The organism is Metallosphaera cuprina Ar-4 (assembly GCF_000204925.1).
In the GTDB taxonomy this organism is placed as follows: domain Archaea; phylum Thermoproteota; class Thermoprotei_A; order Sulfolobales; family Sulfolobaceae; genus Metallosphaera; species Metallosphaera cuprina.
In genome coordinates, this window is the sequence record NC_015435.1 from 986,412 (window position 1) to 1,002,557 (window position 16,146).

The 16,146-nt window shown below is 41.9% G+C and carries 4 protein-coding genes and 1 CRISPR repeat array (1 of these 5 cut by a window edge); all 4 genes read left to right on the forward strand.

The window, feature by feature from the left end; translation table 11 throughout:
• Positions 1–10,973: a CRISPR direct-repeat array (repeat unit 25 nt; unit sequence CTTTCAACTCCATGAAGGATTCTAC); it begins 1,204 nt to the left of the window's first position.
• Between the two features lie 465 nt (positions 10,974–11,438).
• Positions 11,439–12,329 carry a CRISPR-associated endonuclease Cas1 gene (cas1, locus tag MCUP_RS05260; RefSeq protein ID WP_013737705.1) on the forward strand — a complete coding sequence of 297 codons (891 nt, stop codon included), beginning with the start codon at positions 11,439–11,441 and terminating at the stop codon, positions 12,327–12,329.
• On the forward strand, positions 12,295–12,618 hold the full coding sequence (gene cas2 / locus MCUP_RS05265; protein WP_013737706.1) for a CRISPR-associated endonuclease Cas2: 324 nt from the start codon (positions 12,295–12,297) through the stop codon (positions 12,616–12,618). Before cas1 ends, cas2 begins: the two co-directional genes overlap by 35 nt.
• Before the next feature lie 1,685 nt (positions 12,619–14,303).
• Positions 14,304–15,173, forward strand: a complete 870-nt coding sequence (gene cas4a, locus MCUP_RS05275; RefSeq protein ID WP_013737708.1) for a type I-A CRISPR-associated protein Cas4/Csa1 — start codon at positions 14,304–14,306, stop codon at positions 15,171–15,173.
• 412 nt (positions 15,174–15,585) lie between these two features.
• Positions 15,586–16,143 carry a CRISPR-associated protein Cas4 gene (cas4, locus tag MCUP_RS05280; protein ID WP_013737709.1) on the forward strand — a complete coding sequence of 186 codons (558 nt, stop codon included), beginning with the start codon at positions 15,586–15,588 and terminating at the stop codon, positions 16,141–16,143.
• The last annotated feature ends 3 nt before the right edge of the window (positions 16,144–16,146 follow it).

The window sequence follows — 16,146 nt, forward strand, 5'->3', positions numbered from 1 at the left end:
TTAGGAGTGAAAATCAATCAACCATTTGAAGATGATAAAACTTTCAACTCCATGAAGGATTCTACTGAGTAAATCCAAACTCATCATCTTTGACTTTCTCAATCACTTTCAACTCCATGAAGGATTCTACAAGAAAAAACATACTGAGGGTGATCTACACCCTGAGAAACCTTTCAACTCCATGAAGGATTCTACGACATACATGACATGGAAATTGAGTTATGCATTTCATTCTCCTTTCAACTCCATGAAGGATTCTACGAGAAGGGGAGTAGACGAGTGCATAAGGTGACGTTCTTTAACTTTCAACTCCATGAAGGATTCTACTTCAACTTTTACTTGATAAACACTACAATCTTTAACTTTCAACTCCATGAAGGATTCTACTTCAACTTTTACTTGATAAACACTACAATCTTTAACTTTCAACTCCATGAAGGATTCTACTCGACCGTAGCAGATATCGCAAGTGAAAAAGGAACTGCTTTCAACTCCATGAAGGATTCTACAAAAAATAAGATAAAATGTGATGACAAAACGAATGAAATAACTTTCAACTCCATGAAGGATTCTACAGTGATACCCTACCTTCAAGGGAAGGGGACGGGATCTTTCAACTCCATGAAGGATTCTACAGAACGCCCTTAAGCTAGCGAAGAAGGCCCTTTCTCAGCTTTCAACTCCATGAAGGATTCTACACTGTTAGAGAGGCACTTAAGCTAGCGAAGGAGGCTCTACTTTCAACTCCATGAAGGATTCTACTTTCAAATCATGATGAGATTTGTAGAAAGATTTATAAGCATTCTTTCAACTCCATGAAGGATTCTACAGGTGATCCACGAGTGTGGACTTATGGTATTGGAAATATCTTTCAACTCCATGAAGGATTCTAAAAAAGACCTTCCTCTGCCCTGAGTTATCACATTTTGTTCTTTCAACTCCATGAAGGATTCTACGGGCGTTTACCCCCGCCCCCGCGGGGTTAACTATCTGCTCTTTCAACTCCATGAAGGATTCTACCTTGCTCAGAATCGTAGTAGTACCCAGGTGGACAACTAGTCTTTCAACTCCATGAAGGATTCTACACCGGGCGGAGTTCCTTAGAACCCAACCAGCGTAGTAGTATTTCAACTCCATGAAGGATTCTACAATAAAACCTAATAAAATTGGGTATTTTGACGTTGAAATCTTTCAACTCCATGAAGGATTCTACCCCCATCTGGTATGCCCTTGAGGAATTCTATATATCGAAACTTTCAACTCCATGAAGGATTCTACAGGGAAAAAACTGCCCTCATGGCGTTAAACTGGCGATAAGCTTTCAACTCCATGAAGGATTCTACTTGCTCGTCTACCGCGTTTACCCCCGCGGCCCGGGTTTGCTTTCAACTCCATGAAGGATTCTACAATTACTAGACCCAGTCTACGAGGGCGTTGGGTGGTCATACTTTCAACTCCATGAAGGATTCTACTTGATAGTGGTGATGATAAAATGATAATGAAGCCTCAGATCTTTCAACTCCATGAAGGATTTTACCTACCGCATTTTTTCGGGGCGGTATGTCCTTCTGAGTACACTTTCAACTCCATGAAGGATTCTACAAATTTTTGTCCTCTAAAATGCCCTTGAGGGGGGGGACTTTCAACTCCATGAAGGATTCTACTTCAAGATTTTTTGTACTCTATAAAAGGTGAGTTATTCTTTCAACTCCATGAAGGATTCTACTTATCAGGGCTTGGATCCTTGACCTCTTGAGACAAGTACCTTTCAACTCCATGAAGGATTCTACAGATAGGTCTGCGGAAAGCTGTGACGCCTTATTGTAACCCTTTCAACTCCATGAAGGATTCTACAAGAAGATCTTGACGATTGTTGTAAAGATAAATACATAATCTTTCAACTCCATGAAGGATTCTACAAGAAGATCTTGACGATTGTTGTAAAGATAAATACATAATCTTTCAACTCCATGAAGGATTCTACAATTTTTTACTGAATACGATAGTTATATGATTCCTAAAGTCTTTCAACTCCATGAAGGATTCTACCCGGTTGAGCTACGTGAAGCGGTTCAAGATTATCTTTACTGTTTACTTTCAACTCCATGAAGGATTCTACAATAATTGAAGCTAAAAATGAGTGGGAAGCTAGATACTTTTTCTTTCAACTCCATGAAGGATTCTACGGGAACTATAATTTATGATGATGATGACGAAACTAATAACTTTCAACTCCATGAAGGATTCTACGTTGGCGGTGAAGACGTTCCGCAAAGCATGAGTGACGCAACTTTCAACTCCATGAAGGATTCTACCCGCGGGGAAAGGAACAGAGAAGGAAGAACGTGTTAACTTTCAACTCCATGAAGGATTCTACAAAAAATGTGATAAGAAAACACTATATAATTGAAAGGGAACTTTCAACTCCATGAAGGATTCTACACTTAAACAAGTATAACAGAAACATTACAACGATGTATATCTTTCAACTCCATGAAGGATTCTACCATCAACGGGCGTCATCTTAGTAACGCCAAGTCTTAATGCTTTCAACTCCATGAAGGATTCTACCAGGAGTGCCAGTTTCTCCACAAATGTCAGATACAGACTTTCAACTCCATGAAGGATTCTACGCGAAGCTAACTCCTTCCTTAACTTCTTCACCTCGTCTGCTTTCAACTCCATGAAGGATTCTACGACAGAAAAGAACCGCCCTTATTTTATTGGGCGATTATGCTTTCAACTCCATGAAGGATTCTACTCGCCGCCATCAAAGTCGCCAATATAGACGATAGTTCTGTCCTCTTTCAACTCCATGAAGGATTCTACCTTAGAAAGGCACAAGTAATCAAGGCCCTAAAATGGGCTCTTTCAACTCCATGAAGGATTCTACCTAACTAACGTGAAAGACGTAGATCTCATAACTATGATGTTACTTTCAACTCCATGAAGGATTCTACTAAGAAGAAAGGAGAGAGAGGAATTTGTTAATCAACTCTACTTTCAACTCCATGAAGGATTCTACAGGGGAGGCTCTTCACCTCCACCAACCCCCTGTCCCTGACTTTCAACTCCATGAAGGATTCTACTTGGAAAAGAGAGGTTTAGGTATGGTAATAAAGTAATTAGTCTTTCAACTCCATGAAGGATTCTACATGAAACCCCTCAGGGGGCGGGGGTAAACGCTCCCAAGCTCTTTCAACTCCATGAAGGATTCTACACGCAACTTTGTGAGAGGTAGGTCGCACAAGGGACTGCAGCTTTCAACTCCATGAAGGATTCTACAAAAATGCAAGAGATCCATCCCCAAACCCAAAACCCCGCCTTTCAACTCCATGAAGGATTCTACCAAAAGTGGGCCCTAGAACTATTGAAGGAGGAGGGGGGGGACTTTCAACTCCATGAAGGATTCTACTCAGACAGAGCGAGTCAATCAGTGCGAGTCAGTCAGCTTTCAACTCCATGAAGGATTCTACGCAGAAAAGTATTTGAAAGAGGCGTTTAGGCGGATGGATCTTTCAACTCCATGAAGGATTCTACTTAATAGTCATTATTTTGATGAGATAATGGACTTTATCTTTCAACTCCATGAAGGATTCTACTTGACGTCATTGAAGACTACTTTTATCAAAAAAACGGAACTTTCAACTCCATGAAGGATTCTACTTCTCTGAAAGAGTTGAAAAAGTCATTTTTGACAGATAACTTTCAACTCCATGAAGGATTCTACCAGTGCGTAAGTGAGTCAGTGAGCGTAACAGTGTAACAATCCTTTCAACTCCATGAAGGATTCTACAAGATGATATTTTCGAGGCCCGCAAGAGGGCCTTACAAACTTTCAACTCCATGAAGGATTCTACCGGGTATAGGTGTTCCGGCACTCTTGGATAGAGTTCCTTTCAACTCCATGAAGGATTCTACTTGTTAACTACCGTTATCACCAATTGGCTGAAGGTGTACTTTCAACTCCATGAAGGATTCTACTTTCAAAAATTCCGAAGATTGTGTTTGACAAGCCTTCGCCTTTCAACTCCATGAAGGATTCTACATTTCGATTTTGTATTTTTGAATTATAAGGGGGAGTATACTTTCAACTCCATGAAGGATTCTACAGTAAAGGGGAGCTTGTCCCCCTACTCTCGATAGATAATCCCTTTCAACTCCATGAAGGATTCTACAGAGCATTTCTTTCGCGGTACCCCGACCACGTCGACTTTCAACTCCATGAAGGATTCTACGTACTGAAGGATAGGCACCTGTGGTAACTGTGAACTGTACCTTTCAACTCCATGAAGGATTCTACGTTGAGGAAGATATCCCTAACTGGGAGTGGCGAACAAGCTTTCAACTCCATGAAGGATTCTACAGCAGTTGTATCTCGTTGATCGTATCTCCCGCGTTGATCTTTCAACTCCATGAAGGATTCTACGGTATCCAGGCAAGGCGTCAAAAAACGCCTGGATCACTTTCAACTCCATGAAGGATTCTACGCGACACCTCTCCTAGACAATTGTACTAATATATACTTGAACTTTCAACTCCATGAAGGATTCTACGGTAGAGATTTTTTGATATGGGTGTTATCTAGAATTGAGAAAGTCTTTCAACTCCATGAAGGATTCTACTGTGATAGTGAATAATACTGTGAAAAAGCTCAGTGTAAGCTTTCAACTCCATGAAGGATTCTACTTCTATGCGGTATGGTTTAGGTCAATGAAATTGCCGGACTTTCAACTCCATGAAGGATTCTACGTTGAGGGAGAGCCGGAGACTGTCGACGTTTTCTATGACCTTTCAACTCCATGAAGGATTCTACAAAAATTTGACAGAGGTATGTAACTATCTGCCTCATCTAAAACTTTCAACTCCATGAAGGATTCTACATAAAGTATCCACTCCACATCTCTGAGATCTTCATAAAGCACTTTCAACTCCATGAAGGATTCTACAAAGATGGAACTCATAAAATGGCTTATGGGGCTTTTTCACTTTCAACTCCATGAAGGATTCTACGATGATGAAGTATTAACACAGAAGTCAGAAGGTGAGGATCTTTCAACTCCATGAAGGATTCTACTGGATTTAATATAACTGTCCCTCCACAGAGTGGAATAACTTTCAACTCCATGAAGGATTCTACGTAATGCCATTGCAGTACGTGTTTCAGCCTCAAGGTACTGCTTTCAACTCCATGAAGGATTCTACGAGAGGAAGATGTGGGGCAGAGTGAGATAATTGCTTCAGACTTTCAACTCCATGAAGGATTCTACAACGTACATCTCGAACAGTTTCAGCCTGGGCATGATCCCCTTTCAACTCCATGAAGGATTCTACCTATCTCGACCACACCGAAAACCACGACAACACTATAACCTTTCAACTCCATGAAGGATTCTACAGCCACTTATTCGCTTACTTTAGTGCCAGTGCGACTTTCAACTCCATGAAGGATTCTACAGGGATACTCAAAAAGTAGCATAACAGTTGGGTAGAGCTTTCAACTCCATGAAGGATTCTACCTGCACCTTCTGCTTCTACTACCTCTTCTTCATCTTCTGGCTTTCAACTCCATGAAGGATTCTACCTAACAACTTCATGGGGTAGTAGTGATGATAAAGTGTTAACCTTTCAACTCCATGAAGGATTCTACACATGTCCCCAATAATGACCCTTTCTATCGTAATCACGTTCCTTTCAACTCCATGAAGGATTCTACAAGCATTTGAAGCTCATAGCCCTCTATCTTGCTTTTTCTCTTTCAACTCCATGAAGGATTCTACGGGTATCCTGATCTGGGTGTCTACTTGATTGGGGGACTGTGCTTTCAACTCCATGAAGGATTCTACCTAACTTGAACTAAATTTAACGCATTTTCGGGTACACCGCTTTCAACTCCATGAAGGATTCTACATGCAAATGCAATAATATATTATTCACAATTAAATCGTCTACTTTCAACTCCATGAAGGATTCTACCTAATTACTGATAACCCAATTTTGAATTTGATCTTAAATACCTTTCAACTCCATGAAGGATTCTACCTGAACAGATAGCATTATAATCTAATAATAAAATACTTTCAACTCCATGAAGGATTCTACTCATGTACCCGGACGGGATACCAGACAAGATCTCTACGACTTTCAACTCCATGAAGGATTCTACATTGATATTTCTTGTCCTGGCTACTGTCAAGCTCCCATCTTTCAACTCCATGAAGGATTCTACAGAAGTACACTTCGATAGTTATAGATACCCTCCTTCTCCTTTCAACTCCATGAAGGATTCTACGAGAAACTTAAAGTTAGGTGGATCTGGAGACATAGCAATGGCTTTCAACTCCATGAAGGATTCTACTGATTTAGTTAATGACAAGAAAAGATGTTTAATATCAGCTTTCAACTCCATGAAGGATTCTACAAGAAGAGAGTGGAGAGAAGGAAAAGAAGTATAATATATATAATACTTTCAACTCCATGAAGGATTCTACGGGGACTTAAATGAGAAAGATTTTTTTCATCATGATCTTTCAACTCCATGAAGGATTCTACTAGATTGGGATGAGCAAAGTATTTATTTAAGATTAGATAACTTTCAACTCCATGAAGGATTCTACCACTTGTGGTTAATTATGATTGTATAAATGGCTTCATCTTTCAACTCCATGAAGGATTCTACAAATCAAACTCTACCTTCGTGGGTAAAGGCGAACGACGCTTTCAACTCCATGAAGGATTCTACAGGCAACGATATTATCGTCATCAATACGGACAGGACACTTTCAACTCCATGAAGGATTCTACTTCTTTATTTTTCTATGTGGTACCAATTAGGGCTGATTCTTTCAACTCCATGAAGGATTCTACAAGAGGAAGAGAGTGAGGATTTTGTAGTGTTAGGATTGGCTTTCAACTCCATGAAGGATTCTACAGGAATGCTGAAAATAGAGATGGACAAGTCTTTAGTTGGAATCCTTTCAACTCCATGAAGGATTCTACTTCACGTTTACTACACAACGTTTAGCAGAATAGGAGAGACTTTCAACTCCATGAAGGATTCTACTCATATATTCTGTTATATATGTAGTATATACCCACAGCCTTTCAACTCCATGAAGGATTCTACATGACGTATGGTAACACTCCACTAGTTGAGGGTGTAAACTGCTTTCAACTCCATGAAGGATTCTACTTTCACACTTGTTAACAAGATAACATTCAAAACATTCATCTTTCAACTCCATGAAGGATTCTACGCTATAGGTAGTGTGATAGCCTGAGGGAACGTGTAGGTGTCTTTCAACTCCATGAAGGATTCTACTCAGTGTCGCTCACCTCGAACACAACGTTCTTACCGTGTTCTTTCAACTCCATGAAGGATTCTACTCTTCTGTTCCGCCCCACACTCACCTGACAGGAACTTTCAACTCCATGAAGGATTCTACTTGCTATCATCAACTCAGTGAAAGTGAATTATATTATGTTCTTTCAACTCCATGAAGGATTCTACAATGAAATCATGAAAGTTAGACTTGAAGTTGATGAAACTTTCAACTCCATGAAGGATTCTACTGGGCGAGAGGGTGCGCCTCAACACGCCTTAGAGCGTGCTTTCAACTCCATGAAGGATTCTACTACGTTGATTGAAACTATTGGTTTTTGGGACATAAGAGCTTTCAACTCCATGAAGGATTCTACCTAAAGGATATCAAATACATATCTACTATAAAGGATGGTACTTTCAACTCCATGAAGGATTCTACGGTTTTAATACTAACGGAAGTGAACTAGCGGGTAATGCGCCTTTCAACTCCATGAAGGATTCTACAAAAAAGACTTAAATATCAACTAATTGACAACTACTATCCTTTCAACTCCATGAAGGATTCTACCTTCCTCTCTATTTAACTGTGGGTCTCTCTTATTTTTACTTTCAACTCCATGAAGGATTCTACGGAGATGGATGGGGATAGTGTTTTTACCATCTTCTGATGACTTTCAACTCCATGAAGGATTCTACCGAACCCAACGTTAACATGCCCACTTGCACTAACTAAATCTTTCAACTCCATGAAGGATTCTACCAGGTTTGCCAGGTCTGGGGGAAGACTTACATGGCTACAAGATCTTTCAACTCCATGAAGGATTCTACTTGATATGGCTAATGATGTAATGAAACAAATAGAAGAAAACTTTCAACTCCATGAAGGATTCTACATGATAGTGGTGATTAGGTAATGTTTTTCAAGCCTCAGATCTTTCAACTCCATGAAGGATTCTACAAGTGAGTTGTTGAGTGCGATAACCTCTGTTGGTCACTTTCAACTCCATGAAGGATTCTACTGAGGAGGGAGTGAAGGCGACCTACGAGTGGCTGAACTTTCAACTCCATGAAGGATTCTACATAGATATGATATATATAACTAGTAGTGTAAATATAATCAAACTTTCAACTCCATGAAGGATTCTACTATCAATGTTACCTATCTTTTCCCTAACGTAAAGTATAGCTTTCAACTCCATGAAGGATTCTACAAAAATTAAAATAGAAGAATCCTGAAGGGTTAAAATTGTTCTTTCAACTCCATGAAGGATTCTACAAAGGTATAACGTAACCGTCTACAAAATCGCCTTTCTCTAACTTTCAACTCCATGAAGGATTCTACTTCAAGAGAGTATAAAGAAATTCAAGAAGAGATCACTTTCAACTCCATGAAGGATTCTACGTATTTAAACCACTAGAATACAGTTTAAACTACTTGCTACTTTCAACTCCATGAAGGATTCTACTTAAACGCGGGGCAAACCAACAACGGCCAAGGAGGAAACCCTTTCAACTCCATGAAGGATTCTACTCAACAAACGTACAGGCTATCCCGTGGACGATAATGAGCTTTCAACTCCATGAAGGATTCTACAAGCTTTTCCAATATTTTCCAATTTTGTGAAAACTTACTACTTTCAACTCCATGAAGGATTCTACTATACATATTTTTTGCAGACTTAACGCCAAACATCACATACCTTTCAACTCCATGAAGGATTCTACGAAAAAGATATAATAGTGAATATTGAAGTAAAAGCTACTTTCAACTCCATGAAGGATTCTACTCACTATAAAAACTAGGATAACTCCAAACGTTTTAGATACTTTCAACTCCATGAAGGATTCTACGAACGTGTAGGTGTAGTTAGTACTACTAGACCCAACCGTGACTTTCAACTCCATGAAGGATTCTACACAGTTAAATGGAATAAAAACCCATTCAATGTTAAATTTGTCTTTCAACTCCATGAAGGATTCTACCTTAGTAATCTACGTTGTAGCTGGGCACGCGTACAACGACTTTCAACTCCATGAAGGATTCTACGATGGATTCCAGAGAAAGAGATGATAATGTCAGAAGATGCTTTCAACTCCATGAAGGATTCTACGGGCAAATAATATGCAAAGATGAAACAATAACAGATCTTGCTTTCAACTCCATGAAGGATTCTACTACTATAATGACGTTGAGTATCTTGAGATACCGAAAAACTTTCAACTCCATGAAGGATTCTACTTAATGTAATAATGAATACAGTAAAAAGATTCAATAAGTCTTTCAACTCCATGAAGGATTCTACAGGACTTAGTCAAACGGATTGAACAGTGTAAAAAGGAGCTCTTTCAACTCCATGAAGGATTCTACGGGAATTACTTGAGAAACAGATGGAAAAGTATGAGAAACTTTCAACTCCATGAAGGATTCTACGTGCTACCCGTTCCCGTCACTGCCGAGACGTCAGTCAATAGCTTTCAACTCCATGAAGGATTCTACGTGCATAGAACTGTTTGAGTTTCCTAACCGCTAAGTACAACTTTCAACTCCATGAAGGATTCTACAAAACCCCACCACAGGGGGTAAAACTGTGGATGAAGTAATCTTTCAACTCCATGAAGGATTCTACCTGGTAAAACCTCTCTACCGCATACCTCAACTTTACTTCACTTTCAACTCCATGAAGGATTCTACATAAATCTGAGATGAGACTATGACAAGAAGTGATATATTCCTTTCAACTCCATGAAGGATTCTACAAGAAGATGAAGGTGAGTGAGAAAAAGTTGCGGGATTACTTTCAACTCCATGAAGGATTCTACTCAATTCTTCTATTGGCAGAGGGGGGTAGGGGGGGGCTCTTTCAACTCCATGAAGGATTCTACACCATTATCTAAAGGGTAGGGTTGACTTGGTTATTGACTTTCAACTCCATGAAGGATTCTACGAGATCATTTTTATGTAGATGGAGAAGAGAAAAATTCTTTCAACTCCATGAAGGATTCTACGAGCTATTGCCAGTAACAGTGTACGTATAGGATTCTAGTCCCTTTCAACTCCATGAAGGATTCTACATTTTAAGTGTTTTCGCTACATTAGAGGTAAAAGACTATACTTTCAACTCCATGAAGGATTCTACTCAGCTTCTCCCTCGAACATGGTAAGCATGATATTTAATCTTTCAACTCCATGAAGGATTCTACCAGGATTCAAGAAACAGATTGATTATAAAGTTGGAACTTTCAACTCCATGAAGGATTCTACCTTCGTCAGTAAACGTCGTCGATTCATGTAACAAGTCAATTCTTTCAACTCCATGAAGGATTCTACTGTTTAGGTGAGAAGATTGTCTTTCACATATAGGCCTCTTTCAACTCCATGAAGGATTCTACATGAACTGGCCTAGACCTGACCCCTGATGATGGAATCTCCTTTCAACTCCATGAAGGATTCTACATAAAGGGGGTTACCATCAAAGTGCTCTCTGATGTTGTCTTTCAACTCCATGAAGGATTCTACTCAAAGGGATAATGGCATATGATAGTGAAGCATATGTTACTTTCAACTCCATGAAGGATTCTACCAGGACTATCAGGACTACCCAAGCAGCGCTTGGCCTTCAGCTGCTTTCAACTCCATGAAGGATTCTACACTTCAATTTATATATTTCTCACCTCTACTCTCTCCTTTCTTAATAATAAACTTGACGAGTCTCCCCTCATCTCCCCTCTCGACCTTCTCTCCTAGTATTTTACCTCAGGCTTTTCGGTCGCATGGTCCCACCCTTATTTTGAAAGAGATCTCTAATTTATAAACGTAAAGTTTACGAGATGATTTCGTATCGGTCGCATTGAGACTAGAACCAAGTCAGCGCTAATTTACGCTCGTCTTAACCTATTATTTTTCGATCTCATTGAGTTCGAGTTACTAAGTTAGTAACGTGAGGTGAAATCCTTTTCGACCTTGACGTGGAGGAAACAGCTCACTTTTCACCTCAACGTTTGAGTTATCTATATAAATGAACTTATAAATTCGATCAATCTTCGCGTTGAACGAGCGCTTGAAACTGATAACTTTTTCATCTCGTTTTAAATCCTCTGGGTAATACCATTTCTCATGAAGAAGATCGCCTTCGTAAAAGACTTCGGTGCGTACCTGAAAGTTAAGGAAGGGATGATAGTTTGCTCACTGAAGGATAGGGTGCTCTGGACCGTCTCACCGGTTGAGGTTCACTCCATAGTCGTTTTAGCTACATCCTCCATATCCTCTGAGGTCATTAGGTTGGCCAACGAGTACGGCATAGACTTAGTTTTCTTTAAGGGCTACGAACCTATAGCTAAACTAATACCCGCAACCTATGGAGGTTCCCTCAGGGTGTGGTTGAAACAGCTGGCGGCTTGGAAGAGAGATAAGGAAAGGTACGCGAGGCAGTTCATATACGGTAAGCTTCACAATCAGTGGGTCACGCTGAGGTATTACGAAAGGAAGTACGGTATCTCGCTCAACGCAAGCGAAATAGACAAGTTGATGAGGGAGGTCCTGTTAAAGAGCACTGTGGAGGAAATAATGCAGACCGAGTCTGAGGCCGCTAAGGTCTACTGGTCTGGGATAAGGGCCCTCCTACCTAAGGAGTTGGGGTTCAAGGCAAGGAGAAAGAGAGGGGAGGCCAAGGACTTGTTCAACGTTTCCTTAAACATAGGTTACGGGATGCTCAGGAGGTCCGTTTGGGGAGCTGTGATCTCGGCTGGGTTGAACCCTTACCTGGGTTTCCTACATAAGGTTAGGCCAGGGAGGACCTCCCTAGTCTTCGACTTAATGGAGGAGTTTCGCTCTCCGTTCGTGGACAGGAAGTTGCTCGGGATAGCGAGGGAGAACCCGAAGGCCTTACAGGATAAGAAAACGGTGTACGGAATAGAAATTAAGGAGGAGGAGATATACACCCAGGCTAGGAGGCTCGCTAACTCACTACTTCATGGGGAGGAGTACAGACCATTCTTGGCAAAGTAGGTGGAAGGAAACGTTCTACGTAATATTCTACGATATAACTGAGGACGGGGTTAGGAACAGGGTTCATAATTTCCTTAAGAAGAAGGGCCTGACTCCTGTACAGTATAGCGTTTTCTTTGGGGACCTCACAAGCTCTAAGCTGAGGGACGTGGAGTCAGGGCTCAGATTGATAGGTAGGGGAGCTAAGGAGCGCTTCAACGTCATGATACTACCTTTGACCGAGGTGCAGTTCAAACAGAGGATAGTGATAGGAGAGGACGTAAAGGATGAGGAGAACGTGATATGGTGACAGGGTGGATCTAGATCTAGGTGATTTAGATCTAGGTTAGGATTAAAGCGCGATTTAAACCAGACGTGTACTGCCCTTGACGCATTTGAGAAGGTGAGTTATGTTTAAAACGCGATTTAAACTTGCGTTCGAGTTATCCTTTAGAAACGCAAATAAATCGTTTTGTCTAAAACGCGATTTAAACCAGACGTTAACACACCTATTTGGGGTGAGAGTTCGGGTGAGAAGTTTCGTGAGGTAAACGCGACAAAGAGGTACCAGAACCTAGAAAAGCTGGTGAAAAGTCTAGTGAGGAAGTAGGTGAGCTGATGATTCGAGTTGAACACGCCTGATAGAGTGAACTTTCGTGACGAACACAACGAAGTCCTCTGATTTTAAGTCTTGGACAACGTTAAGATCCCTTTACCCTACTAACTGGGAAAGCTCCTCCCGCTTAGAACCTACTGATCTCCCTTCAAAGGTGTTAGACGTTGTATTTAAGTTAACGTATAAGCTCAAATCTAAGAATGGTCGCGTTACGAGATGGTTGTCCTCCCTCCTTGGTGTTTATCACAAGCTCAAATCTGAGAGGAGCCTAACCAGTCTTACCTCCCTAGACGCGATAGGGGAAATTTCTGTCGATAATCAGCATCTGAGAGAAGGATTTCGAGCCCGCTCATCACTCCACTTAGTTTCGGAGCCCGACGTCCTTGAACGGGTCACAAATCGTTACAGCCGTGAACTCGAGGAGCCCAAACTTCTCAGTGCAACATGGGAAGAGATAAAGACGGGCGTGAAAGAAATGAATAAAGCCCGGGACTTCTCAGTGAAACGCGGAACCTAACTGTTCAGGTGACGATAGTACCGTAACGTGAGTCCGGGACCTCTCGGTGAAACCCAATGGTTCATAACTTGAGAACTTACCTAGGTGTGACGTGGGAGGAAATTAGTTGAGCGAGGCGTTAATTACAGTTTCGGAAAATAGATAAATCGCGTTAACCTGTACTGGAGAGTTGAACGCTGCCCCATCACGTGATGTCTAGGAGATCGTCGTCCTTAGAGGTTTTAGAAAGAAGTAGTCCATGAAAAGTAACCGACACCATCGTTGGATACCTCAACGCTCAGTTCTTTACCTTCACCAAGGAAACGTAAAGCACCTTGATGGTCTAGATGTTATTTCCCGAACCGGTGCAAAGACTGAAAGAGCGTTAAAAGGGGAGTACGTTAAGTCAGATTAAGGTAAATTGAAGAGAGCCTTCAGTTGGAAGAAGCGTACACTTAGCTCAGCGCTCAAATACAATCGGTAACCAGGGCAAACGTGGTTAATAGCCTAAGTTCACTCAGCTCAACCGCTTTCGCTAAGTTCGTTTTCACACGTGATAGCTATCTCTTCATGGCGTTTCCCGCAGCGAATCCCGATATGCCTACAATGAAGGGGGCGAACCTCCACCTTTCTCGCGCCTTAGTTATCAACAGTTTTGGGATCAATTAGGGTGGGCGCGAGGACCTAACTAAGGAGCTTCCTCAAGGCGTGTTGAGTAACCTAAGGGAACTCGAACAGGTGAACTCAAACGTTGGCTCTACGTTACCGCCTGGACTCTAAGGTCCTGTAAAGGCGATTAAGAAACGACTAGATCAAGTGCACTGAACCCACTCTCGTGTTAAGAAGATAAAAAATATAAAAAACGCGAACGTATTATAATAAGATGTTCTTTACACTCAACGACGTGCTACTACTTTCAAAGAGGTTGAGGTCGTTCCCCAGGTTGATCTCAGAGGAGCTGAGAGGGTGGAAATGGAGCGAACCCCCTGTCTACCCCTCCTCGAGCACTCTGCTTAGCGTCTCGGACCTAACTAACGGCTTCTGTGAGACCGGAAGGTTCATCTACCTGAAGAGCAAAGGACTCAAACCTGAGTTCAGACCGGGGATAAGCCTGATCCACGACGTCTACGCATACTCCATTCAAACAATAAAGAGGATAATATATGAGGATGAACCTAGCGGGAACAGATTGAAGACTCTGATGGAGGACGAGTTCTACACCTTCTCGAAGGGGATTGAGGAGGCTGACAAGGTGAAAGCTCTCTGGAATTACGTCACTGACATATACGCAGCTGAGTTAGATAAGGTGAAGAGCAAGCCTTTCCTAACCAAGGACTCAATTGTCTCAATGGTGATTCCTTTCTACGTTGAGTTTCCAATAGACGGCTCTCTGGTGGGACTACAACAGACCATAAGGGCGGACGCCTTCATTCCGCTCATCCCCATGATGGCTGAAATGAAGACAGGGAAGTATAGGAAAGCTCACGAGCTCGCGCTGATTGGTTACGCCCTAGCGTATGAGAGTCAGTTTGAGATCCCCATAGACTTCGGATATCTCTGTTACGTGAACGTGGACGGGGACAAGGTGGTGAACAACTGCAGGGTAGTACCCTTAAGCGACTCACTCAGATCTGAGTTCCTGGAGGTGAGGGACAGGGCCCTAGAGGCGATAGATAAGGGGATTGATCCAGGATTGCCCAAGAGGTGCGATCAGGACTGTCCCTTCTTGAAGCACTGCACGGGGGGAGCTTGACTCCACGTCTGCGCCTCACCCTCAACGTTTCGTTGAGGTCCAGCTCTTCGATTTCCTGTCGAGAGTTACTCAAGGCTCGATTGAATTAACTCTTAACTGTTAGGATTCAACTTGAAACGTTACATCCTCTAGTTGGAGACCTAAGGTGTTCATCCTTAACTTCGAAGCGTCCCTCAAACACCTCCTGGTAGTGGAGATTTAGAGTGACCCACTCCTTGGCGGGAGATGGGAGGCGATCATGGACTTCTCATCCTTCTTGGGATGAAGGCCTCGCTCAGTAATGAAAGTTGAGGAGAACGAGTAGGACTTCCTTAATCAACTTCAGATGAAGGCCTATCCTAGTTACGCCTTTAATTCCCTCTCGTGAAGATAATCCAATAAAGGTTAAAAGTTTCTCGATCTATTTCCTATCGTGATAGATGGGACCTCCGTAAAGAACTACCTCTTCTGTGCAGCGATAATCAGACTACAGGAGCTCGGGTTCAGGGAGAGGACTACGGAAACCATGATAGAGGGTAGAGAGCTAGATAAGGTTAGCCTAGTTAACTTCCTCTTCGGGAAGGGAGTTAAGGAAGCGATTCGGAAGCCCAACCTCAGGTACAAGGACCTGGTGGGAGTTCCAGATTTCGTGCTAAAGTTCCCCCTTCACTTCTCCGTGTTGGAGATAAAGAACACGAGTCACGTTAGCTTGTCTCACAAGGCTCAGGTTGTTTTCTACGCCTACCTAATGGATAGGTTAAACCTGAGAGTCAAAGACGGTTTCCTCTACTACGTTCCGATAAAGAGGTTGATAAGGATACCTTACACGGAAAGAGAGAGGGAATGGGCAGAGAGATTAATAAGGGGTGTAAATCAGGCCAAGAGAGGTAACCTGAAGGTAATTCAGACCCCCAACAAGTGCTTGAATTGCGGTTACTTTCCCTATTGTAAACCAAGGAGGGAGGGGAAGTTCTTCAAGAGGGAGTTCTGAGAA

What these genes read in the sequence shown, in the direction of transcription:
- cas1 (WP_013737705.1), top strand. Translation starts at nt 11,439, where the DNA reads ATGAAGAAGATCGCCTTCGTAAAAGACTTCGGTGCGTACCTGAAAGTT.
- cas2 (WP_013737706.1), top strand. Translation starts at nt 12,295, where the DNA reads ATGGGGAGGAGTACAGACCATTCTTGGCAAAGTAGGTGGAAGGAAACG.
- cas4a (WP_013737708.1), top strand. Translation starts at nt 14,304, where the DNA reads ATGTTCTTTACACTCAACGACGTGCTACTACTTTCAAAGAGGTTGAGG.